This window comes from Paraglaciecola psychrophila 170 (assembly GCF_000347635.1).
GTDB classification, from domain to species: domain Bacteria; phylum Pseudomonadota; class Gammaproteobacteria; order Enterobacterales; family Alteromonadaceae; genus Paraglaciecola; species Paraglaciecola psychrophila.
Genome location: NC_020514.1, coordinates 4,086,123 through 4,112,485 on the forward strand (window position 1 = coordinate 4,086,123; position 26,363 = coordinate 4,112,485).

The window sequence follows — 26,363 nt, forward strand, 5'->3', positions numbered from 1 at the left end:
TAAATTGGTTCTCCACCATCAGCATTTGTTCATCTATTTCAACTCGACTAACTCTCTACTTTTATGAATCACACTCCACTTTCATGAATCGAAATATTATAATTAACATTATTGCAACAAAACTATACTTTCTCATCTGGTTGCGGTTTAATCAAATGGTATGTTTTATAAGCGACTGGAGATGATAAAGATGAAACGGCATTATTATGTGAGTGAAGATCTTTACGACATAAAATCAGTTGAACAAGAACTTGAACAAAGCGGATTAACTATCCCACAGCTGCATGTACTTAGTGAGAAGGATGCTGAAGTAGAAAAACATCATCTTCACGCTATCAGAAGCTGTGCTCAAACAAGATGTTGTGCACTCTACTCAGCTAGGTGCCATAGTAGGTGGTATCGCTGCTGCACTAGTTTTGGGCATCACATATGTCATGCAATGGCATGCCACAGCAGCAGGGTGGCTACACTTTTGGCTTTCTGGCGGTGATTGTTTTAGGTTTTTGCACCTGGGAAGGTGGTTTAGTTGGCATTCAAATTCCTAATTATCAATTTAAACGATTTCAAGCATTATTAAAGTCATGGTATACACGTATTTTTTGTAGATGTAGATGACAGATCAATATCACGGTGTTATGTGAAGTAGTAGAACGTCACTCTACACTAACTCATGCTGGCACAGGAGATGCTACGCCATCGTGGGTAGTCAATGGCCAAAATAAGTTCAAAAGCGCCATAAAAGCATTGACTTAGCTATTTATGATACTCATAACTTGTTTTAAAAAGCCAATGCCATGGCATTGGCTTTTTAATAGTTAACCTGAATCCTGTTTAATAAATTGAACTAAATGCCTGTTCCAAGATCCGAACTTTCGACTAAAAGAGATGAATCTAAAAAAGGAACAGGCATGAGTAAATTAGTTGAGTTGTTTTGTGATGTCGATGATTTTTGCAAAGTATTTATTCCTCAATGGCGTAAACAACTGCTTGAAGACGGTACGCAAAAACGTCAAAGAGAAGGGCAAATGACCACCAGTGAAATTATGACGATTGTCGTCAGTTTTCATATGTCACATTACCGTAATTTCAAAAACTACTCTCTTGGGTATGTATCTCTTGTGTACAAGAATGAGTTTCCAAATTTATTGAATTACACACAATTTATAGCGGTCATGCCTAGAGTTATTGTGCCCATATGTGCCTACTTCACATCACTTAAAGGAAAGCCATCAGGATATGAATTCATTGACTCTACGAGCATCAAGGTGTGCCATAATATTCGAATACCTAGACATAAAACCTTCAACGGTATCGCTCAACGAGGTAAAGGTACTATGGGTTGGTTTTATGGTTTTAAGCTCCACTTAGTCGTCAATCATCACGGTAAAATTGTTGCTGCGAAAGTCACAACCGGCAATGTGCATGACACTCAACCCATACGTGAATTAGCAGAAGGTTTGACTGATAAATTGTATGGAGACAAAGGCTATTTGAGTAAAGCTTTGGAAGCGGATTTATTAGACAAAGGTGTAAGTCTCATCACAACCGTTCGCAAAAATATGAAAGCAAAAGCTATATCGTTGTGGGATAGGGCCATGCTTTCAAGGCGCTATATAGTTGAAACAATAAACGACCAACTTAAGAATATTTCTTATATCGAACACTCAGGCATCGGAGTATGAACGGCTTTATGCTTAATTTACACGCGGGATTGGTCGCTTATTGTTTAAAAGAAAATAAGCTAAGCCTCAATTTAACTGACGTAGAGCTGAACTCTATGGTTATCGCTTAAGCAGATCTCAGGTTACAAAACGTCTAGGTTTTACGTTTGTAGTGCTCATTTACTAACTCATTAACTCACTCAACACATGCAACATTAATGGTGTTTGATACATTTTTTGTTGCCTCAACCCTACCCGTTTATCTCTCATGAGGTGCAGTAATGGCTGCCAGCCTTTAGGGCAATCTCGTTGTAGCTTAGTTAAATACTTTTCTTGGTTACTAGGGTAATGCTGCTTGATAGCTTGCGCGACTAAGCGAGCATATGCAGGTAATAATAGCGCAGTGTAACCGGCGCTTACTGCAATACGAAATGCGGCTAAGTCGAAATCACCAAAATAGATGGTAGGTTTATTACTTTGCGCACTTAACCAACTTTTTAGCAGGGTTTTACAGGCTGTTGAATGATATTTGTCGCCCCGATAAATCACTAATGGCTTAGACAAATTAGTATGGGGTTGATATTTAAACCAGTCGTTAAAACTGTCACGATTTTCTACTACAACAAGACATTCAAAGCTATCCAGATTTAACCGAGTCACATCAAGCTCGATGTTGACCTGCTGGCATGTATACAGATATTGCTGCATTGCATCTAGCGCTGTTTTTTGAGTAACCGCCGCTAGAACCAAATGCTGAGTGGGTTTGATTTTGCCCTGTTTTTCATTTGGGTTTCTGTGTGAAGCACTTTGATGGGTATCTTGATCAAATTTATCAAAAATGCTGGCGAACCCTTGCTCTAATAATATGTGTTCTATCTTCTCGATTTGGGATTGTTCAAAACGATAAGTCTGCTTAGCTCTAATCCATTTTCCCGGTCTAAACTCCAACTCTTCACACCAACCTAATATTTCAGTCAGAGCATGACTTGCCTTTGTTTGTGAAGCCATATCTAACATCAGTTTGAGGTGCTGCCCAGCTAATAAAATTTTAGCCCTTAAGCTTAGATCATCGGTCATGACTAAGCTTAACCCGCAGCCTGAAAATCACCGAAGAATCGCATGCCCACCGTGACATCTTGAATAATATGTAATTGATTAAAACGACTTTTCTGAGCACTGTCTTTTTCAAGTATAAAACTTTGTTTATTTTGCTCTGGTAATCCTTGATATTCAGCCACGATTTGGAATAACCACATTTCTGGCTCCCAGGGTAATGCCTGTTCGAACAGATAATCGACGCCACTTAATGCTTCTGGACTTTCTATAACCTGGATAAAAAAGTCTTCTACGTCTTTAGCTAGTTGCTTTTGCTGTGTGGCGACTAAACTTTGCACCGCTATAACAAAACCTTCAGTTTGTTTATCTGACTGCGAGACTTGCTCTGGCTCTCTGGGCACAGTCCGAGCCAGCTCTGCAAGGGTGTAACTATCTTGTGCACGGTCTAGAGCAATAAAGGCTTGAGCACTGATACCGTGAGCCTGATTAATCACTTCAGGGACCTGGCTACGGTTGGGGTAATCACCTATTTGAAAATTAGGATGCTGGCGTAAAAAAGCGGCCATGCGATTGATGAGCAAAGCTCTATCTTGTTGCTGACGAAAACGTGCCATCAAAAGTACGAGGCGTTTTTGTACTTCTAATAATGAGCCTGAATGCTCAGAAATACGCGCCTGTAACTGGCTCACTAACAACTTACGCAGCGCACCGTCACTGCCCGCTAGTTGGATAAGGTCATCAAAATTGATAATGCCGAAGCCATCCAGAATTCGTCTTAGTTGTCGCTGCGCCAGTTCAATTTCTAAAATTTTATCATCCAAGCTACTCACAAAACCAAACTCGGTGTTGAGCCTGTGCCAGAGACTTTCAATGGCATCACCAAACTGCCCGGTCATGTCATTTACACGTTCAGTTAACAGCTGCATATGGTGTTCACTTGCAGCGTAATCCCCTTTTTTCCTGGCCGCTTGTAATGACTGCACACGCGTGTCGATTTGATCTAAGTGTTCACCTACATCGGTGTTAATTTGCCGCTTTCGCTCGTCACGGGTCAAACTGGCAATCAACTCGTTGACTATCGGGCGCAAACTTAAAGACTGCTCTTCAGGGTAGAACAGTATTCTGCTGTCCAACAGTTTTTGTAATGCTTGCTGTGAAAAAGCTAACTCGTTCACCTGCCCTTCTAAATAGCCCTGCATCAAGGCATCAGCATGTTTACCGATTAGCTCTAAACGTTCTTTACCTAATTCAAACAAAGGGTTGCTTTGGGCTAGGCTTTTTGGCTTAGATACCTGACTCAAAACATCGCCTCTTGCTCTGGTGTGGCGTCATCAATTGGTAGATTTTCTTCATCTTTGATAAAACGTACTAACTCAATTAGTTGTTCTACTTTACCAGTGACAATATAAAACAGCCTGTCTTTATGGGGTTGATGCAAATACCCCATCTCTTTGATCCGCTTAAAGACTTGCTTGATTTGCATGTCAGGTTTATCACTGGAGGACTTAAACACTCGGTCATTAGCAAGATGGGCTAAACGATGAATAAGCGACTGGTTATCCACGACTTTAGACTCAAAGTCTTGCAATTTAATGGTGTCACCTGCGTTTAGCGCACCATCACGTCCTAGTGCTTCTTGTACCAGTTGCATCCATTCCAACATGGGTAATAAGGATTGCACAGTACTTGCGAATTGATGGCTTAGATGCTGACGGGCATTTTGGGTTAAATCACAATAAGCCAGAAAATACACCGAACCATCATCGTTTTTAGCCACTCGTCGATTGAGCGGTCTTAGAAAGTGGTTTAAGTCATTCACCAGTTCGTCATTTTGCAATTTGTGAAAGCTATGCTCGTCGGTGATGCTACAAATAAACTCACCTTCAAGTAAGCGTTCTAATAATGGACCATGTTCTATCATGCGTTCACCTTTGCTAAGTCAGTGTTTGTAGCTTTACTTTGCTGTAAACGCTCGGCGATGCGGCTGAGTTTGGGTTCGATTTTTTCTAAATGTTGTTTTTGTTTATCAATCAAATACCGGTGTTTGAACAACATCAACACATCAGATTCTGGATTTGGGAAGGCGCCCAAGATATGAATATCATTGGCATCACAGGCCTTAAACAGTTTTTCTACATTGTGATACGCCAAGGTACCAATTTCATCGATAGGCCAATGAATATGGATATTCGCTTGATTACGCAATAGACGGGTAAAGGCCAACAAAAATTTACACAAAATCAAATAAGCCATACCGTGACTTGATGACTCAAGCAGTTGTCTATCATTTTTAATCACAAGGTCAGAGCCACCTTCATTTAGGTGCAACTCTAAACGTAACAGCGATTCGATACTGTAATTGGCGTCGTTGGGTAATACCTCAACCACATCTGCCAGATTATCTAAGTAGGCTTCACTTGGCAGAAAATCGTCAGACGTGCTCCATTTATGATATTGCTGGGCAAAACGTTTCAGTGGTGCCCAGAAGTTAAGTTCATCTACGGTAGAAATGATTTTCACTTCAGAGCGAGCAATACCGTCTAAGCTCAGATCATCGGATACTTCATCTGTTAAGCGTTTACTTTGTTGCGCAATTTTGCGGTTAATATCGCTAAATACAGTGAAAAATTTGTTTAAGTCGCCGCCTATGGTTTCCCCCTGCTCCACAATTTGGCGCTGGCGAGACTCTAAAATACTCAGCAAACGCTGCAAAATCGGCAAACGTTCGCGTACATTGGCATCTTCATGTAAATTTCCAAAAGCCTGCAACATAGTATCTAAGAAGTCTTTCCCGGCATCTTTACCTATGGTTGCTTCGAACTCGGTAAGTGACTCTTTTAATTTTTTCTCACCTCGGCTGCGGCTTTCTAACGCTTCGGTACAGCGGTTAATGCGTTCAGCCTGATCGCCCAAGTTAATATTTTGCTCATCAGCAGGTTTAAAGGTAAAAACAATTTGACCGAGCTGGCGCACCATAGGCTCAATTTCTATGATTAAAGAACTCAATCCAGACAAACTTTTTTCTACTGCTAACAGCACTTTAGATAACTCAGTCCGTTTGCTTTGGTATTGATTAACTAAACTGTTTTGCTGCTGATCTAACTGTTGCGCCAGTGCTTTTAATTCAGTCTCTTGTTCAAGTAACTCTGGGCGCTGTTTCGACCAATCGGTCTGCATAAAGGTTTTATATTCATTTAGCTCATCACGCCTGACTGTTACTGCTTGGATCGTAGTTTTTAGTCGCTCAATTTGCTGTTTTAGCTCACGCAAGGTATTGGGGTCAATGTCTTGGTTGGCTAATTCTTGATTAAAGGCTCCTTCGAGCTGTTTAATCTGTTCACGGTTTTGATCGCGCTTATGCTCGACTTGACGCTCAAGCTCTTCGATTTGTTCGTCTAATACACTTAGTTCATCTTGCCAACTGGTCTTAAATTCCAAGAGTTGTTCTTCAAAGTCAGACTTCAATAGGTCAATAGCACTTAGTTTTTGAGATACGACTTGTTGCTTTTGGTCTAGGTATTGTTGCAAGGCCTGCTTTGCTTGTTGCTTACGTTTTTCTAACACGACTTTTAGCTCATCGGCAAAACGCTGTTTAGCACTTTGTGCATAAGTCGTTTCTTGCTCAGCTTGTTCAAAGGCTCGGTTTTGCTCAGCCACCGTTTCGCGCTGAATCTCAGCTTCTTGGTGACATTCGTCTAATTCGGTCTCTGCTTGTTTTTGTTGTTTTTCTGCCGTGCTTAAGTGCTTTTTAGTTAGCTCTAAAGATAGCGTTAGAGCGGTTTCGTCTTGAGCATAATCAGGCGCATCAATTATCGCCATATTTAACTGAACACCCAATAAACTGTGACTTTCAGCTTCGCTTTTGTGCGCCAAAAGATGGGGTGATAAATCTTTGCGATCCAGCAATGGCTCGTCAATCAGTTTACCTATGCTCTGTTCCCAACCAGGTTTATGGTCTCTTAGGAACTGTCTTAGGCTGTCTTGTTCCGGAGAAAGTTGTTTGTGTAATTGTTTTAAGCGTTCTTTGGCTTGTCGAGTCGTTTGCCGCGCTTGATGTAATACTTTATCGGCTTCATCGCGTTTATTGCGAAGCTGTTGATAGGTGTTTTCAGCCTGTTTCTTGGCACTCGAACTTTGCTGCCATGCTCGCTGGGCAAGCTCTAAACGCTTGTCAGCGAGTGCACCGTTTTCCATTTCTTGCTCGGTGAGTGAAGCTTGTTGCGCTTGGTGCTCAGCACTCATTATGCTGCGCTCTACGTCCAATAATTGCTGATCAAACTCTTTAGCTTGGTGCTCTTTACGCTGCTCAAACTTACCGCGTAAATCCACTTCCTTTTCAGCATGAGTACTACGCACGATCTCTTTTTGCTGGCTGATCGTTTTAACTTGCGATTGGTTTTTACGAGACAAGCGTTCTAACGATTCTGATAACTTCAGTTTTTGCTGTTCAAGTTGACTCTGCAAATCTTTATGCTGGTCTATCAGTAAATTATACTGCTCTAGCTTTTGGTCGTACTCTTCGCGTTTAAGGGGCAACGCATCCATGTCTTTTTGAAGTTGGTCAACATCAGAATCCTGATATTTTTCATACTGTTGCTGAATATGATCTAATCGAGACGACTTAGCTTTAAGGCTTTCGGAGGTTTCACTGACGCGGCTATTCAATATACCTTCAGCTTCCTCAAAAGATTCTTTGGCAGTGCTTTGTTGACTTTTAATTTTATTACGCTGCTCTTGAGCATCAGCCTTTTGGGTTGCCAGCGACTGTAAGTCTTTTTCTAAAATAGGCTTAAGCTGCAACAACTGACTTTCAATCGTATTGAGTGTTTCGGTTTGCGCCTGAATTTTTTGATACTCGTTCTGCATCGACTGCAAACGCATGGTCTGACGCATCTGGGTGATCCACTCCCGCGCCTTGGTATTTTTGACGGTGGTAGTAGGTTGCACTAAGCCATCTTCTTCAAAAATAGCCGCGAGCATCGTGCGTAAAGTGTCCATCTTACCTTCTTTGGCATGAACCGCACTGACCAGTTTTTCCATATGCCGAATACGATGTTTACTCGACACCAAACTATAACGACTGGCTAACTGCCGAAGTTTAGTGTTTTCACGCCCAGCCGTACGACCCACACTGGCATCATTTTGGATAATGCTACGAAACTCACTAGTAGCTTGGATTTTATGGGAAAATTCAATGCCAAGCTGCCTGAGTTGTTTAATCCACTGCTCGGGTAACATAGCTTGTACATTACCTTTTTCAACATCAACCAAAATTTGTTCTTGATGATAAGGCGCTTCAACAAAACGATACTGCACCCCATCACTACCTTTGCGCGTTAACACAACTTGGCAGTTCTGCCCGTCTTCTCTTTGATACTCGTAAATGAGATAACTGTTGGCATGAGGCAAATAAAAGTCATCAAACTTCTTACGGGTTTTAGGCACCACTTTACTGGGCAACTCGCCATAAAAGACTGGGATCAAACGTTGCAGAGTGGTTTTACCCGAGGCATTAGTGCCACAAATATTACTGTGACCTGATACATCAAGTTCAACAAAACCAGGGAGGTGACAATTAATCAGAATAATGCGGTGTAACCCGGGCATAGACGTCCTTCAATGGTGGGCTTAATAACCTATAAACTTTATCAAGAAGTAACCCTGTTTAACACCAGAAACAATCGTTATCCGCAGCTTTTTATGGGAGTCTAAATAGAAACCTATTTGAAATGCCCAGCATAGAATAAAATATGACTGAAAAGTCACTGTTGTTATTCAGACAGGACAATTAATATGCATACACAGGATGGATTTATACCTCTCAACCGATGCCTGACAGAATATTGTTATATAAGTTGAAGTGTAACCAGTGGGAAGGCCAAGATGAAAAGGTTACCAGCACTGAGTTTTATTCAAGCTTTGACATTTTGTATAGGGTTGAGCCTAATAACTCATGATGCATTAGCCAATAAAAACAGCCTAAAGCCTCACCCTATTCGACAAGCGGTCATTATTACTTCTATAGGTAATATCGACATTGAGCTTTATTCAGAACAGGCGCCGGTATCGGTGGATAACTTTATTAATTACATCGAGGCGGGGCTTTTAATGATGGCCGATTCTATCGGGTGGTGCGATTAGACAATGATAACGGCTCACCAAAAATTGAAGTTATTCAAGGGGTTAATAATGAGTATAAAAGTTTGCAGGAGTTCAGTTAAAACCCTAAACAAATGGATTCAAATTTTGATTGTTTTAATTATGGGGCGCGGAGGAACAAAACCGCCAACCTTTGAATTTTCATTTGTGTGGGGCCCAACCCCGCCTTAATTTTGGTGGTTTTCGGAATCCAGAGGGCAAGGCTTTGCGCTTTTGGTAGAGTAACTAAAGGCATCAACATTGTAAAAAAAAAACACCAAATTCGTGAGGCATTAGAGGTGGATGACAACTATATAAAAGGTCAAATGTTAGCGAAACCCTTAGCGATATTACATATTCAACTAACAAAAAACTGATCGCGTATTGCTATACAATAGTACTAACTTTAATAATTCATTATTTATTGAGAAAAAATATGTTCGGCTTTTTAAAAGCAGACCCAGTCAAAAAATTACGTAAAACTTACGACCAAAAATCAACTGACGCCATGCTAGCCCAGCGCAAAGGCGACATAAAAACCTATTCAATGCTGACAGCCGAAGCAGAAGAATTATGGAAAGAAATAGAAAAACTAGAAGCCGCTAAGAAGTAATACATCAAAAGCCACATCAACAGCTAAAAACTGCATTAAGAGAAAAAGGTTTTGCACCACCGAGGAATAAGAACGCTGACGCTACACAGAGGAACAGATAAATATTGATGTGGCTTTAAAATAGATGAAGTCAGATAGTGTTTTTCTTGCTTTTCCTCTGTGACCTCGTTTTCCTCTGTGGTGCAAAAAAATCTTTAATCTTTATCATCAAATACCTAACATCACAAACGACTTCAAATGCATAAAAAGCCAAAGGTTTCGCACCACCGAGGAATAAGAGCGCTGACGCTACACAGAGGAAAAGATAAAAATTGATGTGGCTTTAAAATAGATGAAGTCAGATAGTGTTTCTCTTGCTTTTCCTCTGTGACCTCGTTGTCCTCGGTGGTGCAAAAAAATCTTTAATCTTTAATCTTTATCATCAAATACCTAACATCACAAACGACTTCAAATGCATAAAAAGCCAAAGGTTTCGCACCACCGAGGAATAAGAGCGCTGACGCTACACAGAGGAAAAGATAAAAATTGATGTGGCTTTAAAATAGATGAAGTCAGATAGTGTTTTTCTTGCTTTTCCTCTGTAACCTCGTTTTCCTCTGTGGTGCAAAATCTTTGGGCTTTAGTCTTTGTTTTAAGAAGTGTGTCTTTTGGCGGTTTTAATATTGTGTTTCAATCCAGCTTTCGAAGATCAGGCAGGCTGATACGCTATCTATTTTTTGTTTGTCGAGCTTTTTGTAGCCACCTAGTTCGAACAGGCGGGCTTTGGCGTCGACTGTAGTTAGGCGTTCGTCGCAGGTTTTAACTGCTACTTTATATTTAGCATTAAGGCGGTTGGCGAATTTTTTGGCAGAAAACGTGACTTGTTGACTGCTGCCATCCATATTGAGTGGTAAACCTACCACAGCTAATTGTGGAGACCATTCTGCAAACAATTTTGCCACAACATCCAATTAGGAATCCATCTACTGCCTTAAGAGCATTAGGTGGAGACGCAGTGCCTGTTATCTCCTGCCCTACTGCCAAACCGATTCTTTCGTTCCAAAATCAAAGGTAGGACGGAACGTTGACCTGGTTACTCATACGACATCATTATTTGAGTATCATCTAGGAGAAGTCTCATTTATGCGTGACCGATATCTGGGCCAAGCTGCCAGACATCTATGCCTAAGCGCTGTACCGCAGTTTCCCATTTTTTATGGATTGGTGTGTCAAATAAAATTTCAGTATCCGCTTCGACCATTAACCATGAGCTGGTTTGAATTTCTTCTTCTAGCTGCCCTGCCGTCCAACCGGCATAACCAAGCATAATCAGCGACTTTTCTGGCGCATCTTTATTGCCCAACGAAGATATAATATCTTTGGAAGTGGTCACCATGACTTCAGGGGTCATGGTTAGGCTTGAAGCCCAACCGGGCTGCGTGGTGTGCAATATAAAACCACGGTCTTGGCTAACTGGACCACCAGCCAAAATAATATTTTGCGCTTTTTCATCAATCACTTCGGCCTTGTCATCAACCTGAGCCACCAACTCCTTAAGCTTCATGCCAACTGGTTGATTAATTACCAACCCCATAGCGCCATGTTCGTTATGCTCACAGATGTAAGTGACCGTTCTCGCGAAATACGGATCCTCCATACTCGGAGACGCAATAAGTAAATAATTTTGCAAACTTTGCATGTTAAAATTAGGCTCCTTTGCCAGCAGCAAGACGTTTTTCGATGGCGTCGAATAACATACCTGTGATATTCACATCATACGCCGCTTCAATTTCTCGCACACACGTTGGGCTGGTGACATTGATTTCTGTGACTCTATCGCCGATTACATCTAAACCGACAAATAACAGCCCTTTTTCAACTAACAGCGGCGCGATAGTTTCGGCAATTTTCAAATCAGACTCTGATAAAGGTTGTGGTCTACCTGTACCGCCTGCAGCCAAATTACCACGGTTTTCACCCTTGGTTGGCAATCTTGCCAATGCGTAAGGAACCACTTGTCCATCGACAATTAGGATACGCTTATCGCCGTCTTTAATTTCGGGCAAAAACTTCTGAAACATAGCGTAACGCGTGCCCAGTTCAGTTAATGTTTCAATAACCACACCTAAGTTATTACCATCTTCTTTGATCCTAAAAATAGAGCTGCCACCCATTCCATCTAAGGGTTTGCAAATAATGTCTTTATGCTTTTGATGGAACTCTTTAACTAATTTAGTATCTCTTGTAACCAACGTATCTGCGACTAAATCCGGGAACCAAGAAGTAAACAACTTCTCATTAAAGTCCCTTAAACTTTGCGCTCTGTTGACAACCAAAGTCCCTGATTGCTCAGCCAATTCAAACATATGAGTAGCATAGATAAACTCATTATCTACGGGGGGATCTTTGCGCATCAAAATGACATCTAACTCAGCTAAGCTTTGATGTAACTCATCACCTAAAGTAAACCATTTGTCTGCATTGGGTTCGACAGCCAAACCAACCATTCGGGCCATAGGTTTACCATTGTGTAAATACAGATCGCCCATTTCCATGTAGAACAATTCATAGCCACGCTTTTGCGCATCAAGCAACATAGCAAAGCTGGTGTCTTTTTTGATATTGATGGACTGGATGGGATCCATCACGATGCCAAGTTTAATGGTCAATGTTGTTCCTTAGGAATATGGTTCAACCGTTAGCTGAACGATAAAAGACTAAATGTCTTGATAAGTTTGATCTTGCGGTAATTACTGCATAATTCAAGTTGTATTTGAATCAAACCAAGAAAATTTGAATTCATACCCTCGCCTTGGCTACGCACGGGTGAGTTTAAGTTAGAGGATTAACCAAGAAATTAGATTTTCTTCGCAGCTTTCTTTGCTTTTTTAGCTAACTCCTTGTTATCAACTTTTGCCAAACGTAAATAAATCAATTTAACTTCTAACTTCTGTGCATTAAAAACCATTAAGTTAGCTAAACGAAACTCTGCCCAAGGCTTAGGTGACAGCCCATCTAAGTCTGGCGCTTCGCTGAGATACTGCTTCAAGGCCATTATCCCAGCATCAATATTAGTTTCGTCTAAAACCGATGTTCTGCCCAGCTGATACAAGGCGTTGTATTTTGCAACAACACTTTCTTTAGTGTCAGCATTCTTACTGATAGCCCGCGTGAATTCTTCAAATGCAGCCCGATAGTTTTCTTTGCGTTGTTGGAGCATTCCGGCTTGAAAGAAAAAGTCAGGAATATCGTTATAAGTCTGCTTGGCTTGCTGCAAAAGCGTGTCGGCCAGAGCATCATTATCTTGTGATAACTCGTAATTAATCTCAGCTTCTAGGCCTGCTTTGGGATCAAGTTGCCTAAGTTTTTCTATCTGGACTTTGGCAATATCCAGATCACCACCTGCAATGCTGGGTGCGCTGGTATGAAATTGCATTGATCCTTTTCTATATTTGATGGAGTCAGGCTGAAGTTCTACTGCTTTAGTAAAACTATTAACTGATTTTTCTGCATAACTTAATGCTGAAAAAATGGAACCCGATGCTTGTCGCCCCATGATAGCGCCACGGACATAACAAGCTTCTGCATTGTTTAAATTAACGTCAAGCGCTTGTTCTATCCAATCCTCTGCTTCGTCTAAGTCACTGTCCATATAAATTTTGGCTAAATAAAGCATGGCCTCAGGGTTATGCCTTTGTTATTCAAACAACACTATAACCTGTTCGGTTTGCCCGGTATTTAATATTGAAATTGCATTATCTAGCAGAGATATCTCGCTGGCGAAGGCCAGATTTGAAAAACTTAGATGACTTGCAAACACTAACGTTGTTGTGAAATTCATTGGCACTATTTTCCATAATATTAAGAATGCTGGGTCATAATTCAGTATTTCAGACGGTCAATTGACCATTCAGTTCAGTTCAATCAACACGTGCCATACTTAAAGTCACTAAGATAGGCATGATTTAGCAGTCATCTTTAATCTTCACAGCCTCGATTTTTTCTTAACTCTTTCAATTTAAATTTGTATTTTCGGCTGACCTTAACACTGCTACCCGTTGTTAATATTGCTACGTATTCAACATTTGAATTGGGTGTCAGCCTTTTCAATTTACTCATATTGATCATGGCTGAACGATTCACCCTTTGAAAAAGCCTAGAGTCGAGCTCTTGTTAAAATTGTTTAAGGGTTTTACGTATAATATGGGTGCTTTCCAAGGTGTGCACACACATATAATCACCTGCGGCTTCAATCCATGAGATATCATCCAGCCCGACTCTGATCCACTCCGTACCATTTTTCATAGAAACCGAACGCTGCAGTTCACTCATCGAGCCACCACTCGTCACCTCTAAATTACGAATAAAACCATCAATAGAGTTACCCGTTTTGCGACTCAGTAATTGGTCTAGTTTAAGGTGTTGCAGCACTACATCACGATCAAAAAAGGAATCAACGAGCTGGCTCAAACAACTGGCTAATCTGTCATCTGAAAAGGGCTTAAGTAAATAATCAAAAGCCTGAAATTCGAAGGCATTTAGGGCAAACTCTCTAAATGCAGTGTCAAACACGACTTTAGGCACAGGCGTGGGGGTTTTAGATAAGAGTTCTGCCAATTCAAGCCCGCTTAATCCTGGCATCTCGATATCCACAAAAGCAATATCAGGTTGGAACTGTTCAATCGCATCCAGCGCATGATGAGCAGATGGACACTGTGCAACTACATCAAACCTAGCATCATCATTCAACCTGAGCATTAATCCTTCTCTAGCCAAACGTTCATCATCAACAATGATGGCAGTCAATTGACGACTCATAAGTACTCCATAGGTATAGAAATTTGTACACGATACCCCACAGTTAAACCACGGATAATCTTAAACTCATGGTTATTAGGATATAAAACATTCAGCCGTACAACGATATTCTGTCCCCCTACCCAAGTATGACTCGATGCTGTTTGCCCCTTAGTTCCTGTCTTTGCACCTAAATATGCATTATCTTGAACGGGTCCGTTATCAGCTACTTCCATTTGTAAGCAACCATTTAGACATCGCGCCGTCACTTCAATCAAACCACCACTAGACATCTGCACAATGGCATACTTAATAGAATTTTCGACTAAAGGCTGCAATAGCAAACTTTGAACAAGCAATGCTTTTGTGTGTGGTTCAATTTCAAACTTTACGGTTAATCTGTCGTCAAAACGTGTTTTTTCGATTTCCAAATAAAGCATCAATTCCTTTAGCTCATCATATAAGCGGATCTTTTTTTCAGGAGCATTGTCTAATGAAAAGCGCAAAAAAATAGACAGTCTAATCAACATACCATTGGCTTTTTCTTTGCTACCTCGCAATACAAGGGTTGGGACAGCATTCAGTGAGTTAAATAGAAAATGCGGATTGATTTGACATCGCAACTTCTTAATTTGCGAGATATGAGGCCGTCGCACCGCCTCTATATGCAGCTTCTTTTCGTTTATTAAGCGAAATTGATATTTGATGCGAAAGTACAAAGTACTCCAAACAAAAATCATAAAAAACACATAACTCACTGACATAAACAGCATATACCACCTAAATTCATCAGAAGGACTGTCAGAGATAAGGGATAAAACATCAAAATCTTCATAGAAGTACCACATCACTAAGTTTTTAACAGGTGTCCAAATCAATGACACCAACAAGCTGCTCAACGTAATAGTAGTAATTAACAAGCTAGATGGGAGCTTCCAACATTGTCTATAAACGTAACTCAACGGCCAAGTTAACAATGCGGCAAATAAACCAGCCAGTACCAAAGGAAAAAATACGTCAAATCCAATTTTATTAAAGTCTCGATAAAAGAACACATAATCTACTGTAAAAATAAACACATACGTCATCCAACCCAAAGAGTGTAAAAGCCAAAACGAAGGTTTATCTTTATTTGCGATAAATGTTTCTGCAGTGTTTTCACTTACACCATCCACTTAATATACATAAACTAATTATCCAACCCTAAGAACTCAAAAATTGAATCTTTGTGGCCTTGAACGATTTTAACGTCGTCAGCGTTGTTTAAATGTAACAACGAAAAACGGCACAGCTCACTGCTAAAGGAATAAGTTTTCTCAACATTGACCATCGCCGAACAATGAACACGAATAAACTCCTCTGGGTTGAGTTGCATTTCTAACTTTGAAAGCGTTTCTCTGTGAAATAACATATGCTTTGCACAATGAAGCTCCACGTAATTGGCCGAACCTTTTATCCAGATGATGTCTTACACATTAACAAACTCAATCGCTCCGACTGATTTCACGGCTAATAAGTTTTTGCACTGTTTGACAGCTTGCTTTTTTAGCTTTTCAACTTTTTGTAATACATTGGCTAATCGACTATTTTCGAATGGTTTGAGCAAATAATCTGTCGCCTCAATATCAAATGCTTGGAGCGCATAATCACTGGACGCTGAAGTGAACACCCAATGACCATCAATTCGTTTAACTAGTTGTCTGGCCAACTCAATACCAATGCCCCGATAATATTAATATCCATAACACACACATCAGGCCATTGTTTTAAAAGTAGGATTTCAGCCTCTTTATATTCTCCAGATTGACCATCTACCTACCAGTTGTCTTGTTCCTCCACAAAACTAGATATTCTTTCTCTGGCTAAGTGCTCATCGCCTATTACCATACAGCAGTGCATACATATCATTCCTGAATTGCCGTGGTATAAAATATACAAGCTAGGGGATAAACCGCGAACATATCTGAGACCAAGTGCGGGGATCTAGGATAAACGGAGGTAAGCGGTAACAAAGTGTTTTTCGGGCAAAAAAGAAAGGGCTGCGCTTTGCAGCGACAGCCCTTGCTTAATTCAGGGAACAATACATGTTTTTAAAATCTAGTAAAAACATATACTCATCGGGTCACTACTCCGACACCCTAAGTATAAATCCATTTATTATATTTAAAACTCAAATGTGATGAATCCTACTAATGGTGAGATGAGCTTCGCAAAACTCGATACACTCAATCATTCAGCATCCTTCCAGACTAAACACCATAAATATTAATAAATGGTTTCATAATTGATAAATAGGTTTCAGATAGACCAACAGAGTCTTGATAAACCAGTTTCCTAAATCGTGTTGGGATTTAATGCAGCGAATTTATCGAGTGCAATTATGGCTAATTTCACATCGCCTATTTTGGGAGCTATGCGCACAGTCGATAGCAGTTGCTGATGGGTTGCCTCATTATCGTTAATAATAGCCGATATAATTTCTACGATGGTTTTCCAATTACCTACTTTAAATAGCATTTTTAATATCGCCTAAACGATCATTTTTTTGCAACAAATTTCCCCTCGACATAATTTTACTGTGCATCTGAAAAATCCGGAGCCAAAGGCATCCGGATTCACTTTTTAGCACTATGACTTATTCAAACTCTTTATTGAAAGACAACTAAAAAGATATAGAAGCACTTAAGCGGTATATCTTGGAGAGGGGTATCTTTCAATGTAATCATAATCAGGAGCTGGCGTGCGAACATCAAATTCGAAATTTTCTTCTGTTTAAACTATAGAGTCATTGTCGAATAAATTGTATATGTCACCACGGAGTAACAGATCGTAGACGCCAACCTGAGTCGCATAAGTTAACGACAAATCTAACTGCCATTTACTAGGCTGATTACCCAATGAACTTCTTGGTATTAACTCTCCACCCACAAAGAATGAAGCGGCACCATAAGCGGCCGCAAAATCTTCTGTAGGATGCTAACCAAAGGCATTTTTAGGTCTACCAGACTGATATCTAAAGTTGGCACCTGCAACAAGATCTTCTTGTATAGACTAAGCACCAAATATTTTCACTTTATGGCGTCTATCATTGGGCAAGTTACCATCTGCACCTTGTACTAATCCAGGTTGATCGAAATTAGTCGTAATACCAGCATCGTCTTGTTCATTACCTGAACGAACAAAATCCTCGTTATTCAAATAACTCTTAAACTAGGTATAAAAACCCTGCAACATCCACACATCATCCCACGCGCGGTTAAAATTAAAATCAATTGAAGAGTACTTTCGCTGCACTTCAGGGTAACCTAAATCCGCTCAAGGAATAGTATAGGCTTGAAGAGCAAGAGAACCGTTATCACCATCAGGAGCTCTTGTGATATCTCCATCAGGATTACCCAGCACTTAGTAGTGAAAACCACTACATTAAATACAGCTTGAGCCAAATTCTATCTCTAGGTAAGTATTAAACCCAAATCCAATAGCCACCTTTTCTAATGCCACGCCGACTTCTTTGCGAGTAGCTTTAACACCAAGGGTCCATTCATCATTTAACTGGGGGTCATAACCCAAAATAAGTTCATCTTGGTACATAGGTTCAACATTGCGTCAACGACTTCTAATGTTGCTTTTTGAGTGCCATCACAAAAAATTTCGGTACCACCACAATTGTCAAAATTGGGAACAAAGTCACCATCAATCGATACGACATCACAGTTTTTTGAGTAAATAATTCTGAACTTCCACACGCAAATTGGTGTTAGTAGGGTCAGGAATATAATAGCCGCCAAAATTAGCATATAGCTTTGATTCGCTGTCACCATTTACGTCCCAATCAATACCAATACCAATACGAGGTGACATTTGATCTGAAATACTTATAAACGCTTCACCACCAGCGTTATAATTAGTAAATTCTTCATTTTGAATGCCTATAGTGGCTAGCAAATCATCTGTGACCCGCCAGAAACTAGATTAACAAGGCACGGGATTTTAAAATTGGAATAAACCAGAAAAGTAGTGTGGATTCATTGCATTAATGGATAAATGTAAGTGAGTAATTTAAACCAAGAGATAAGGAAACACGGTAGGTTTACATGCACTCACTTTGGAAAATCATATTAGCCTTCTATAACCTAGCTAATAACGCTTCGTAATCAACTCCGCTTTTACGAGCCATAAATTTAGCCGTACTTTGTGCTTTATTAACGATTGCGAAGGTCACTGGGTCATAGCCATTGCAGACTAAACCTTCACTAATTATTCTAGCCCTGATGCCACTATTTTTGATGGCTCGATGTACTTTAAGTGTGTTGTTGTTTTTAATCGCCTCACATATTTTAACTAAATGTGCCTCAGTACCTTTATCGATATAATTAGCTTGCGCATTGCCAGCCAAAAAAATCCCTGCGGTTAATATGCTGCCAATAATGATTTTTTTTACGGTGTATCACCTTAATGTCGTTTAGTTCTGCATGATTGCAAGTTAATGCTTAATGTAGAGGGCAAGGTGATTTAAGGATGGCTAAATACGGCCAAATGCGACTAAACGACCAACCAACCATTATCAGCGATAGACTATCGTTAATAACAGTTGGTTAACCGTATTTGGAGTTATTTTGTTACATTGATAAATGTAGACCGTATAAAATTATGCAGATTAGGCTTAGTTTTTATTCTTAAATATTAAAAAGCCCTGATAACAGGGCTTTTTATACAAAATTTAGCGGCCAGAATTAAAAGGCGTTTTCTTGGTGAATTTTAATAAACAATGATGTGCCATGTTTGCTGTAATCCACTTTATATTCTTTACCATTGAGCGTTTGGACAAATAACAAAGTCTTTTCTTCACCGAACAAGTCAAGCCTTGTGAGATCGAGCAATTCCATATCTAGTAGTTTTGCATCGCGTTTGCTATCTGGTATTTCCCCAAGATATTCTTTAATGCCCTTATGGGTAACAAGCACGGCAGGATGATCCTCACCGTTAATAACAAGTAGGTCTAATTTCCGTATTTTATGAATCAGGGTATTGCGACCACTTACTAAAAAGGGCTTCTCAGTCATTTTACTCTCCATTAAAAATGCGCTAAATAAATTTAGTCTACGTTTAAGAAGATACCAAAGTTCTTTTATCCTTGCACCTCCTAGTTTTTGTGCAATTGAGGTGACATAGGCGGATAATTTAGATTCGAATTTAAAAACTGACGGTCGGTCAAGCTATGTAAAAAAGCAATCAAATCTTGTTTTTGTTGTAATTGCAGCACAAAACCCGCTAAAAAATGACTTTTCAAAGGGTTAAGCGTGCCATGTCCTTTGCCCCCAGCGGCATAAAATTCAATAACATCGTCTAACGTGGCCAAACTGCCATCATGCATATAAGGTGCACTCACCTCTACGTTACGCAACGTCGGCGCCCTGAACTTTCCCATATCACCAGGTTGTAAGGTGACTTCGATCAATCCTTGATCATCAATAGGATAAGCACCTCTCTCATTTACATTGTACAAACCAGTGTTATGAAAAGGTCGTAAATCTAATATCTGGTTTTCATGTTGACTAGATTGAGTAAAGTTAAATCCACCATGACAATGGAAACACTCAAGCTTTTCTGAGAAAAACAACTCCATGCCTCTTTTAGCCGCTTCAGACATAGCAGCATCATCACTTTGATAGGCGTATTGATCAAATGGCGAGTCAAAGCTAGTTAAGCTTCTAACATAACTCGCAAGTGCCTTAACTATTTTATCAAAATCAGCTTCACTATCATCAAACGCATCTTCGAACAGCTTTGAATACTTTAGTTTTTCAAAGCGTCGCAACACCTGACTTTCATGTCCAGTAATACCTAACTCGACGGGATCCTCAGAAAACATAGGGATAAGAATTTGTTGCTCTATTTGATTCAGCCCTGAATGGGCCCATGTCAGGTTGCTGTTGTAAGCCACATTGACTAAGGATTGGGTATTACGCCGGTGTCTTTGACCTGATGAGCCTACTGCTGTTTGTTGAGGTTCAGAGAAAGCAAATTGAGGCTGATGGCAACTTGCACATGAAATCGATTGGTTAAAAGATAAATCCACATCAAAAAATAACGATTTTCCCAATGTAACCTTAGCGACCGACATAGGGTTCTCTTTAGGTACTAAAGGAATAGGAAAACCTTTAGGTAAGTTCCAATCGTATTCTTTTTGAGCAAGTGAAGGCGGTTTACAAGCGAATAAACAGCTACCCAGGATAAGATAACAAGACACGTTTATCAATTTAGCGGTGTACATGTTTAGTGCCATTCAAACACATCTTGGGTTTTCAAGTTAGACATCAAAATGCTGCAACTTTCTTGGCCAGAGTGAAACAGACAAGAATCATTATTTTGCATCGCTGTATTAGCAATTAGCCTATCTAAATGCATAACAAGTTTTGCTCCGGTATGCTTTTTATCCAAATGAAAAGTGACTCTGTTAGGTTGTACACAATCACGTTGTGGAGATCGCATAGTTGTCGCGGCGCTGCATCCAACACTGCCTAAATGAAATACCCAATTTGTATCAGGACTTTGCATATCTAATCGAAAAAATTTGTGTCCTGAGCGCCATGACCAAAACATATTCGGTATGTTGAGTGGCGAAGCCTGTAATAACGGGTTTTGATGATTTAGCTCAAAAGGCACTGCTAGGGTAAAAGAAAGCTGCTCTGACGCATCAAGATCAACCGGTGCTGTAAACTGTAGATAGTGATTGGATTTAAGCGCTTCTGAAGCAAGGAGCTCTTTTGACGCCGCGTTATCGTGGTTTTCTAATTTTGAAGAACAGTCACCCAGATTAGGCTGGATCAACACCACATTATCGGTTTGCCAGGGCGTTGTACTTAATTGCGGTTGCTGCAAGGTATCTTCGCCAGATAATTTAACATTACTGATAAAGAAGGCTAATTGTTGGATAGACCAAATTTGTTGATGACTCTCGAAAGCACCGCAATGCAATGGGCTGCCATTGTGCCAAATTTCTACCTGAATACTTTCTGCATTATTTAATTTAGAACAACTACTAAGCAACGCAATTAAACAACCTAACCACAAAAATGTGAACACTCTTTTTATCCCTTTTCTGAACAAAAAATTTGATATACAAGGTCTAAAAGGTATGGTGTTAGCAGGCTTCATATTAATAGTGATAAGTTTCATGAGATATTGGATTGGCGTCATAATGATACTGGCCATGGGGCACAGTCAAGGCGTTCAAGCACACGCAGAACATGACAAGGCCCGTTTTGTTGCCGATAATGGAGAAAACCAAGGTAATTGTAATAATAGATTTCGTCCTTGTAAAACAGTTACTTACGCCGCTCAGAAAGCGAATAAGGGCGATAGAATTTTAGTCGCACAAGGGCAATACCTAATTGAATCTGAGCAAGACTTATTATATTTCACTGGCCAAATCATCCCCGTTTTGGGTGGATTTAATCAAGTTGAACAATATCAGGCGCAAAATCCCGATAGCTATTTAACCTCGATTTCAGGTGTGCCCGCTAAATTTGCAGCGCAACTTAGTCAACAAGGCTTTCATGTTATTCGTGATACAAAAGGCTTAACAACATTAAGTCTACAAGGCAAAGGCCTAAACGTTTCCCAATTACAATTGATGCAACAAAAACAACTTAATCGAACATGCCTTGATGGTAGCGCTGACGGTTTTTCCTGCCTTAACATGTCATTACTGGCACATATCCCTTTATCTGATTTTCCTAGCCAGCCTATTTCAGCTAACGACATATGGGGACATGTAGATCTTAATACCAATAAAGAATACGCCATCATAGGTCTTAAAAATGCAGTGGCGGTAGTAGATGTAACCAACGCAACTTCACCAGAAGTAATCGGTAGTATTCCTGGTTTGTCCTCCACTTGGAGAGATATCAAAGTGTACCAATATTTTGATACCTCCACCCTAAGATGGCAGGCCTATGCTTACTCCACCACTGAAGCGGATGAAGGTTTGACAATTATCGATTTAAACGATTTGGAAAATGGCATTTCGCTGGTCAGGCGACAAACGACAGACAGTACCGCACACAATATATATATCAGTAATGTCGACTACGGGCTAAATATCGCTTTGGCTGGCCAGGAGCCTGCAGTACATATTTTAGGTTCAAACAACTTTGGCGGTGCGTTTCGTTCTTACTCATTATCCGATCCTGAGGCATTAGGCTCAACCTATACCGACTCTGAGGGTACTCAAAACGATTACACTCACGATGCGTCATCACTTACTATTAATGACGCGCGAGCCCAAACAGATTGTGTTCAAGCCAATAACAGCGACTGTTTAGTGATATTGGATTTTAACGAAGACAGTCTCAGAGTATGGGATCATAGTGATAAAAATCAGGCCATCGAACTAGGTTCAAGTTCTTACCCCAATGCCGAATATACGCATTCAGGTTGGTGGAGTGAAGATAAACAATATGTCATTGTGCATGACGAACTTGACGAACAAACATATAACCTTAATACCACCTTAAATATTTTTGACATCAGTAGTTTGAGCACACCAACGCTAGTAGGCACTTGGACCGGTCCAACTCGTGCAATCGACCACAATGGTTTTGTGCGTGGCAATCGCTACTATATGTCGAACTACGAACGTGGTGTGACCGTCCTTGATATTACCGACCCTAGCGATCCAGTTGAGGTAGGCTTTTTTGATACCTACCCCGTATCTAATAATGCTGGGTTTAATGGCGCATGGGGAGTCTATCCATTTTTGCCTAGTGGCAATATTTTGGTTAGCGATATCAACAGCGGTTTATACATTATCCAAGACCAAACATTAGAAAACGACACTGGCAGTATTGCCTTTGATCCCAAACAACTGAGGGTTGATGAAGGCCAAAGCATCAGCATTGTAGTCAATAAAACGGGAAACGGTGCCAGTACCGTGGGTTTCGAAATAGTACCGGGGTCGGCTGATTTGCAGGACTTTGCTGTAACCAGCGACGAATTGCACTGGACCAACAACGACACTCAACCTAAAACTATTGTGCTGCAAACAACTACCGACACCCACGATGAAATAACCGAAAGTGTTTTTATACGCTTATTTGACCCTAAAAATGGGGCGACCTTAGTAAACCCAAGCATCACCACAGTGCAAATCATCGATGCGTTACAACAAGGTCAAATCGTATTTGCTACAGATGAGATAACGGTAAAAGAAACTGATGGAACAGTGAAGATAGCAGTAACCCGTCAAGGAGGCAGTGATGGCAATGTCAATGTGCAATATGTTGTAAGCTCAGGTTCAGCGATAATAGGTAGCGATGCCAATGCAACCAGTGGCACGCTTGAATGGTTAGACGGCGATAATGCTGACCAATACATCGACATACCCATCATCAACGACAACGAAACTGAAGCCCTAGAAACACTTGTATTAACACTCACCGCAAATGAATCGAACACACTTGGCAAACAATCTTCTTTAAACATATTAATACGTGACGATGAATCAAACCTCGCCCCTGTAGCAATAGCCGGTGACGACTCTGAAGTGAATACTCGGCAACGCGTCACACTCACAGGTATTGGCAGCGACCCCGAAGACCAACCGATCCATTACCTGTGGCAACAAGTATCCGGCACCAACGTCACCCTTAATAATCCAGACAGCCCACAGGCCAACTTTACCGCACCCAATGCTGCCACAACATTAGAGTTTTCACTTACCATCACAGATGATTTTGGCTTAACAAGCTCTGATAAGGTTAGTGTGACCGTTATTGCATCAGTACAAGTACCCCCCACATCTGCTGGAGGAACCATACATTACTGGATACTTATCAGTGTATTGTCCATAGGGCTCATGCGAAATATCTTAATCAGTAGACCATACGTTAATTAGAAACCTAAAAATGAAGGAACTAAAAGTGATAGAGTTTCAAACTCAGTTAGGATAAAAACCTTACCAACCTTCCTAGGCTGAGTTAATATCCCATAATAATTTTTCAGCTTTTTCACAATACCTCACGATGAAAATTGTGTCAGTAACCCTTCCTACAAGGATGTAAACATGAAAAAAACACTAATCTTTGGTGCCAGTATTATTGTACTGGTAGCCGTTATCGCACCAAAAATTGTATCCAATTCATTCAATCAAAAGCTCGACTCAGTCGTTGAATTGATTAACCAAAACCCCGTTTATAACGTATCAATAAAAGACCGGACAAGTGATTGGTTTTCTAGCACGGCCACCATTAATGTTGGCCTTGATAGCAGTACTTTTAATAATAACGTTGGCCAGGAAGCATACAACGAAATGCAGGGTGTATTTGCAAATATGAATGTCGATGTTGTAATTGATGCACAACACGGTCCGATATTAACTCAAAATGGCTTAGCACTTGGCTGGTTAGCTTGGAACGCTAGAGTGGATGGTAACAGTCTGCGGGAAACGCTTGAGTTTGATGTCAATACACCTTTTTACCAAATAACCAGTCATACAAATTTGCTGGGTGCATCCAGTTACACTGACAGAATTCCTAGTTTCCTCATTAAAGATGATGAAATATTTACCCAGCTTTCATTTTCAGGATGGAACGGCTTTGGCACTTTTTCAGATTCAGAGACTCGTTTTCAGGGGATGTTAGAAACAGTCTTTGTGAATAGTGCATTTGGAAAATTCGAATTAAATCAGTGGAGTGTTGATTCAAAAATTCAAGGCAACCTTATGGATGCAATGGCTGGCAACTTTCAAAATTCAACTATGTCTATGCAAATACAAGACACCACCTTTGAGCAAGCAACTGATCAAGCAAAAACAGCAATAACTGAAATTGGTATGCACGTTAACTCTAAGTTTGACGAAGCAACCTCTTTGTTAGATACAGAAATCAACTTTTCGCTAAAGGAACTAACAACAGCAGACCTCAATTTATCTTCAGTAAGCGTAAATACAGAAATCAACAATCTCAAAGAACAATTCTTTCAAGCCTACCAAACTTTGATGAATCAACTGAGCAAAGAACCAGAGAAAATGCAGGAAAATCTCGATGATTTTATGCAAACTGAATTACTTGGGCAGTTACAGGCAGAGCCCGAATTTAATATCAGCTCATTTCAAGCAAAGATAAACCAAGGCAACATCACAGGCTCATTGAACAGTAAACTAGAACAAATCACTAAACTACCCGATGCAATAGAATCACCGGTATTTTGGTTACAACATCTAATGGTTACTGGCCAAATCAATGTCGATAAAAGCGCCGCACTATGGTTAGCGATTGATACCATAAAATCACAAATAAAATCCGACCCAAGTGCTACGCAAATGACAGATGACGAAATAGCCGCCATTGCAGCACAACAAGCCCCAGCGATGTTACAAGGAATACAACAACGAGGTATTTTCACAGAAACAGCCACAGGATACCAATTACAGTTTTCACTAGCTGATGGACAAGCGCTGCTAAACGGGGATCCCATGGCATTACCAATCGGCCAGTAACAAAACGATGAACATGATGGTGAATGCGCTCAAATAAGAGCCAAGCATCTTCATCAATGTACAATAATTAGGCAGTTGAAATATAAATTGCCTATTCTTGCAATATCAGGCACCCCAAAGTGATGACAAGTCCCTAAAAACTGCTTATACTGCGCGTCGCTTTTAACCTACTTTGGTTAAAACACATTTAAAATTTAAAGTGGCCCTTTAGCTCAGTTGGTTAGAGCATACGACTCATAATCGTCAGGTCCCCTGTTCGAGTCAGGGAAGGGCCACCATTTTTCTGTTACAAATCATCGAGTTACCTCACACCCACCGACTTATAGATTTCGAGTCTCACTAAAACTCGTCTGAAAAAACATCTTTTTACCAAATTTGTCCTCAGTCAGCCGCTGCGTGATTTCACTGTTTCTCATCAACAGCGCAAATAAATAGAGAAATTTCTCGACGGGATTTAAGTGTGGTGAACAGAGTAAGTTTTGTCAGTTTTTTTTACACGTTATAAAAAATTCAATTAATTTAAACCCTTAACCATTGAAAAACAACAATAAAAAATACTGGCTTTTAAATTGCAAGTATAGATTGTAGTTTTAATGTTTTCCTTCCAACTTATTGGAAT

General features: G+C 40.2%; 24 protein-coding genes, 1 tRNA gene and 4 pseudogenes. 7 read left to right on the top strand and 22 right to left on the bottom strand.

Going from position 1 to position 26,363, the window contains the following annotated elements:
• Positions 1–190: 190 nt before the first annotated feature.
• Both C427_RS17895 and C427_RS17900 read left to right on the top strand, forming a co-directional pair.
• Positions 191–753 (top strand): annotated as a pseudogene (locus C427_RS17895) (NAD/FAD-utilizing enzyme).
• 155 nt (positions 754–908) lie between these two features.
• Positions 909–1,792: pseudogene (locus C427_RS17900) on the top strand (IS982 family transposase).
• A gap of 52 nt (positions 1,793–1,844) precedes the next feature.
• Here C427_RS17900 and C427_RS17905 read toward each other — a convergent pair.
• Genes C427_RS17905 through C427_RS17920 form a run of 4 tightly spaced genes read right to left on the bottom strand, consistent with a single transcriptional unit; the run spans position 1,845 to position 8,324 of the window.
• Positions 1,845–2,738, bottom strand: a complete 894-nt coding sequence (locus tag C427_RS17905; RefSeq protein WP_007638964.1) for a DUF7281 domain-containing protein — start codon at positions 2,736–2,738, stop codon at positions 1,845–1,847.
• Between the two features lie 8 nt (positions 2,739–2,746).
• The gene (locus tag C427_RS17910; protein WP_007638958.1) at positions 2,747–4,018 is read right to left on the bottom strand and encodes a hypothetical protein; all 1,272 of its coding nucleotides are present in this window, start codon (positions 4,016–4,018) and stop codon (positions 2,747–2,749) included.
• Complete coding sequence (locus C427_RS17915; protein ID WP_007638956.1) at positions 4,015–4,638, bottom strand: hypothetical protein; 624 nt, start codon at positions 4,636–4,638, stop codon at positions 4,015–4,017. Before C427_RS17915 ends, C427_RS17910 begins: the two co-directional genes overlap by 4 nt.
• Positions 4,635–8,324 (bottom strand): ATP-binding protein, encoded by a 3,690-nt coding sequence (locus tag C427_RS17920; RefSeq protein WP_007638954.1) that lies wholly within the window; start codon positions 8,322–8,324, stop codon positions 4,635–4,637. Before C427_RS17920 ends, C427_RS17915 begins: the two co-directional genes overlap by 4 nt.
• 276 nt (positions 8,325–8,600) lie before the next feature.
• Here C427_RS17920 and C427_RS17925 point away from each other — a divergent pair, with 276 nt between their 5' ends.
• Both C427_RS17925 and C427_RS26005 read left to right on the top strand, forming a co-directional pair.
• Positions 8,601–8,858 carry a peptidylprolyl isomerase gene (locus C427_RS17925; protein WP_007638952.1) on the top strand — a complete coding sequence of 86 codons (258 nt, stop codon included), beginning with the start codon at positions 8,601–8,603 and terminating at the stop codon, positions 8,856–8,858.
• 433 nt (positions 8,859–9,291) lie between these two features.
• Positions 9,292–9,468 (top strand): DUF6435 family protein, encoded by a 177-nt coding sequence (locus tag C427_RS26005; RefSeq protein ID WP_007638941.1) that lies wholly within the window; start codon positions 9,292–9,294, stop codon positions 9,466–9,468.
• A gap of 656 nt (positions 9,469–10,124) precedes the next feature.
• Here C427_RS26005 and ruvX read toward each other — a convergent pair.
• From ruvX to C427_RS17995, 18 genes and pseudogenes are all read right to left on the bottom strand, one after another.
• Positions 10,125–10,517: pseudogene (gene ruvX, locus C427_RS17935) on the bottom strand (Holliday junction resolvase RuvX); the annotation flags it as partial.
• Positions 10,518–10,588: 71 nt separating this feature from the next.
• Complete coding sequence (locus C427_RS17940; RefSeq protein ID WP_007637181.1) at positions 10,589–11,146, bottom strand: YqgE/AlgH family protein; 558 nt, start codon at positions 11,144–11,146, stop codon at positions 10,589–10,591.
• A 7-nt stretch (positions 11,147–11,153) separates the two neighbouring features.
• On the bottom strand, positions 11,154–12,116 hold the full coding sequence (gene gshB / locus C427_RS17945; protein WP_007637180.1) for a glutathione synthase: 963 nt from the start codon (positions 12,114–12,116) through the stop codon (positions 11,154–11,156).
• 188 nt (positions 12,117–12,304) lie between these two features.
• Positions 12,305–13,123, bottom strand: a complete 819-nt coding sequence (locus C427_RS17950; protein ID WP_007637174.1) for a tetratricopeptide repeat protein — start codon at positions 13,121–13,123, stop codon at positions 12,305–12,307.
• Between the two features lie 21 nt (positions 13,124–13,144).
• Positions 13,145–13,288 (bottom strand): hypothetical protein, encoded by a 144-nt coding sequence (locus C427_RS26490; protein ID WP_007637173.1) that lies wholly within the window; start codon positions 13,286–13,288, stop codon positions 13,145–13,147.
• 137 nt (positions 13,289–13,425) lie between these two features.
• Positions 13,426–13,605 (bottom strand): annotated as a pseudogene (locus C427_RS27735) (LytTR family DNA-binding domain-containing protein); the annotation flags it as partial.
• A 15-nt stretch (positions 13,606–13,620) separates the two neighbouring features.
• Positions 13,621–14,265, bottom strand: coding sequence for a LytR/AlgR family response regulator transcription factor (locus C427_RS17955; protein ID WP_007637171.1), 645 nt, complete (start codon positions 14,263–14,265; stop codon positions 13,621–13,623).
• Positions 14,262–15,419 carry a sensor histidine kinase gene (locus tag C427_RS17960; RefSeq protein ID WP_007637170.1) on the bottom strand — a complete coding sequence of 386 codons (1,158 nt, stop codon included), beginning with the start codon at positions 15,417–15,419 and terminating at the stop codon, positions 14,262–14,264. The genes C427_RS17955 and C427_RS17960 overlap by 4 nt, the downstream gene beginning before the upstream one ends.
• 14 nt (positions 15,420–15,433) lie before the next feature.
• Positions 15,434–15,655, bottom strand: coding sequence for a LytTR family DNA-binding domain-containing protein (locus C427_RS27740; protein WP_015431157.1), 222 nt, complete (start codon positions 15,653–15,655; stop codon positions 15,434–15,436).
• A 57-nt stretch (positions 15,656–15,712) separates the two neighbouring features.
• Positions 15,713–15,952: a LytR/AlgR family response regulator transcription factor gene (locus tag C427_RS27745; RefSeq protein ID WP_015431158.1), complete on the bottom strand. Its 240-nt coding sequence runs from the start codon at positions 15,950–15,952 to the stop codon at positions 15,713–15,715.
• 626 nt (positions 15,953–16,578) lie between these two features.
• A complete protein-coding gene (locus C427_RS17970; protein WP_007637169.1) occupies positions 16,579–16,761 on the bottom strand; it encodes a hypothetical protein in 183 nt (60 codons plus the stop codon).
• A gap of 534 nt (positions 16,762–17,295) precedes the next feature.
• Positions 17,296–17,442 (bottom strand): hypothetical protein, encoded by a 147-nt coding sequence (locus tag C427_RS26495; protein WP_015431159.1) that lies wholly within the window; start codon positions 17,440–17,442, stop codon positions 17,296–17,298.
• Positions 17,443–17,667: 225 nt separating this feature from the next.
• The gene (locus tag C427_RS26500; protein ID WP_015431160.1) at positions 17,668–17,835 is read right to left on the bottom strand and encodes a hypothetical protein; all 168 of its coding nucleotides are present in this window, start codon (positions 17,833–17,835) and stop codon (positions 17,668–17,670) included.
• 117 nt (positions 17,836–17,952) lie between these two features.
• A complete protein-coding gene (locus C427_RS24190) occupies positions 17,953–18,189 on the bottom strand; it encodes a hypothetical protein (protein ID WP_015431161.1) in 237 nt (78 codons plus the stop codon).
• A gap of 181 nt (positions 18,190–18,370) precedes the next feature.
• Positions 18,371–18,640, bottom strand: a complete 270-nt coding sequence (locus C427_RS17980; protein WP_007637166.1) for a DUF3718 domain-containing protein — start codon at positions 18,638–18,640, stop codon at positions 18,371–18,373.
• A 337-nt stretch (positions 18,641–18,977) separates the two neighbouring features.
• Positions 18,978–19,307 carry a hypothetical protein gene (locus C427_RS17985; RefSeq protein ID WP_007637164.1) on the bottom strand — a complete coding sequence of 110 codons (330 nt, stop codon included), beginning with the start codon at positions 19,305–19,307 and terminating at the stop codon, positions 18,978–18,980.
• 80 nt (positions 19,308–19,387) lie between these two features.
• A complete protein-coding gene (locus C427_RS17990) occupies positions 19,388–20,518 on the bottom strand; it encodes a methanobactin export MATE transporter MbnM (RefSeq protein ID WP_007637162.1) in 1,131 nt (376 codons plus the stop codon).
• A 2-nt stretch (positions 20,519–20,520) separates the two neighbouring features.
• Entirely contained in the window at positions 20,521–21,330 is an 810-nt protein-coding gene (locus C427_RS17995; protein WP_226991110.1) for an MbnP family copper-binding protein, read from the bottom strand.
• Between the two features lie 91 nt (positions 21,331–21,421).
• Between C427_RS17995 and C427_RS18000 the strand changes: the two genes are divergently transcribed.
• The 3 genes from C427_RS18000 (at position 21,422) to C427_RS18010 (ending at position 26,022) form a co-directional block, all read left to right on the top strand.
• On the top strand, positions 21,422–24,142 hold the full coding sequence (locus tag C427_RS18000) for a choice-of-anchor B family protein (RefSeq protein ID WP_226991109.1): 2,721 nt from the start codon (positions 21,422–21,424) through the stop codon (positions 24,140–24,142).
• A 168-nt stretch (positions 24,143–24,310) separates the two neighbouring features.
• On the top strand, positions 24,311–25,744 hold the full coding sequence (locus tag C427_RS18005) for a YdgA family protein (protein ID WP_007637156.1): 1,434 nt from the start codon (positions 24,311–24,313) through the stop codon (positions 25,742–25,744).
• 201 nt (positions 25,745–25,945) lie between these two features.
• Positions 25,946–26,022 (top strand) — tRNA-Ile (locus C427_RS18010).
• Positions 26,023–26,363: the final 341 nt, after the last annotated feature.

Bases quoted from the DNA above. Each gene is read 5' to 3' on its own strand.
- C427_RS17905 (WP_007638964.1), bottom strand. From the start codon at position 2,738: ATGACCGATGATCTAAGCTTAAGGGCTAAAATTTTATTAGCTGGGCAG.
- C427_RS17915 (WP_007638956.1), bottom strand. From the start codon at position 4,638: ATGATAGAACATGGTCCATTATTAGAACGCTTACTTGAAGGTGAGTTT.
- C427_RS17920 (WP_007638954.1), bottom strand. From the start codon at position 8,324: ATGCCCGGGTTACACCGCATTATTCTGATTAATTGTCACCTCCCTGGT.
- C427_RS17925 (WP_007638952.1), top strand. From the start codon at position 8,601: ATGAAAAGGTTACCAGCACTGAGTTTTATTCAAGCTTTGACATTTTGT.
- C427_RS26005 (WP_007638941.1), top strand. From the start codon at position 9,292: ATGTTCGGCTTTTTAAAAGCAGACCCAGTCAAAAAATTACGTAAAACT.
- C427_RS17940 (WP_007637181.1), bottom strand. From the start codon at position 11,146: ATGCAAAGTTTGCAAAATTATTTACTTATTGCGTCTCCGAGTATGGAG.
- C427_RS17950 (WP_007637174.1), bottom strand. From the start codon at position 13,123: ATGCTTTATTTAGCCAAAATTTATATGGACAGTGACTTAGACGAAGCA.
- C427_RS26490 (WP_007637173.1), bottom strand. From the start codon at position 13,288: ATGAATTTCACAACAACGTTAGTGTTTGCAAGTCATCTAAGTTTTTCA.
- C427_RS17955 (WP_007637171.1), bottom strand. From the start codon at position 14,265: ATGAGTCGTCAATTGACTGCCATCATTGTTGATGATGAACGTTTGGCT.
- C427_RS27740 (WP_015431157.1), bottom strand. From the start codon at position 15,655: ATGTTATTTCACAGAGAAACGCTTTCAAAGTTAGAAATGCAACTCAAC.
- C427_RS17970 (WP_007637169.1), bottom strand. From the start codon at position 16,761: ATGCTATTTAAAGTAGGTAATTGGAAAACCATCGTAGAAATTATATCG.
- C427_RS26500 (WP_015431160.1), bottom strand. From the start codon at position 17,835: ATGTACCAAGATGAACTTATTTTGGGTTATGACCCCCAGTTAAATGAT.
- C427_RS17985 (WP_007637164.1), bottom strand. From the start codon at position 19,307: ATGACTGAGAAGCCCTTTTTAGTAAGTGGTCGCAATACCCTGATTCAT.
- C427_RS17990 (WP_007637162.1), bottom strand. From the start codon at position 20,518: ATGTACACCGCTAAATTGATAAACGTGTCTTGTTATCTTATCCTGGGT.
- C427_RS18000 (WP_226991109.1), top strand. From the start codon at position 21,422: ATGAGATATTGGATTGGCGTCATAATGATACTGGCCATGGGGCACAGT.
- C427_RS18005 (WP_007637156.1), top strand. From the start codon at position 24,311: ATGAAAAAAACACTAATCTTTGGTGCCAGTATTATTGTACTGGTAGCC.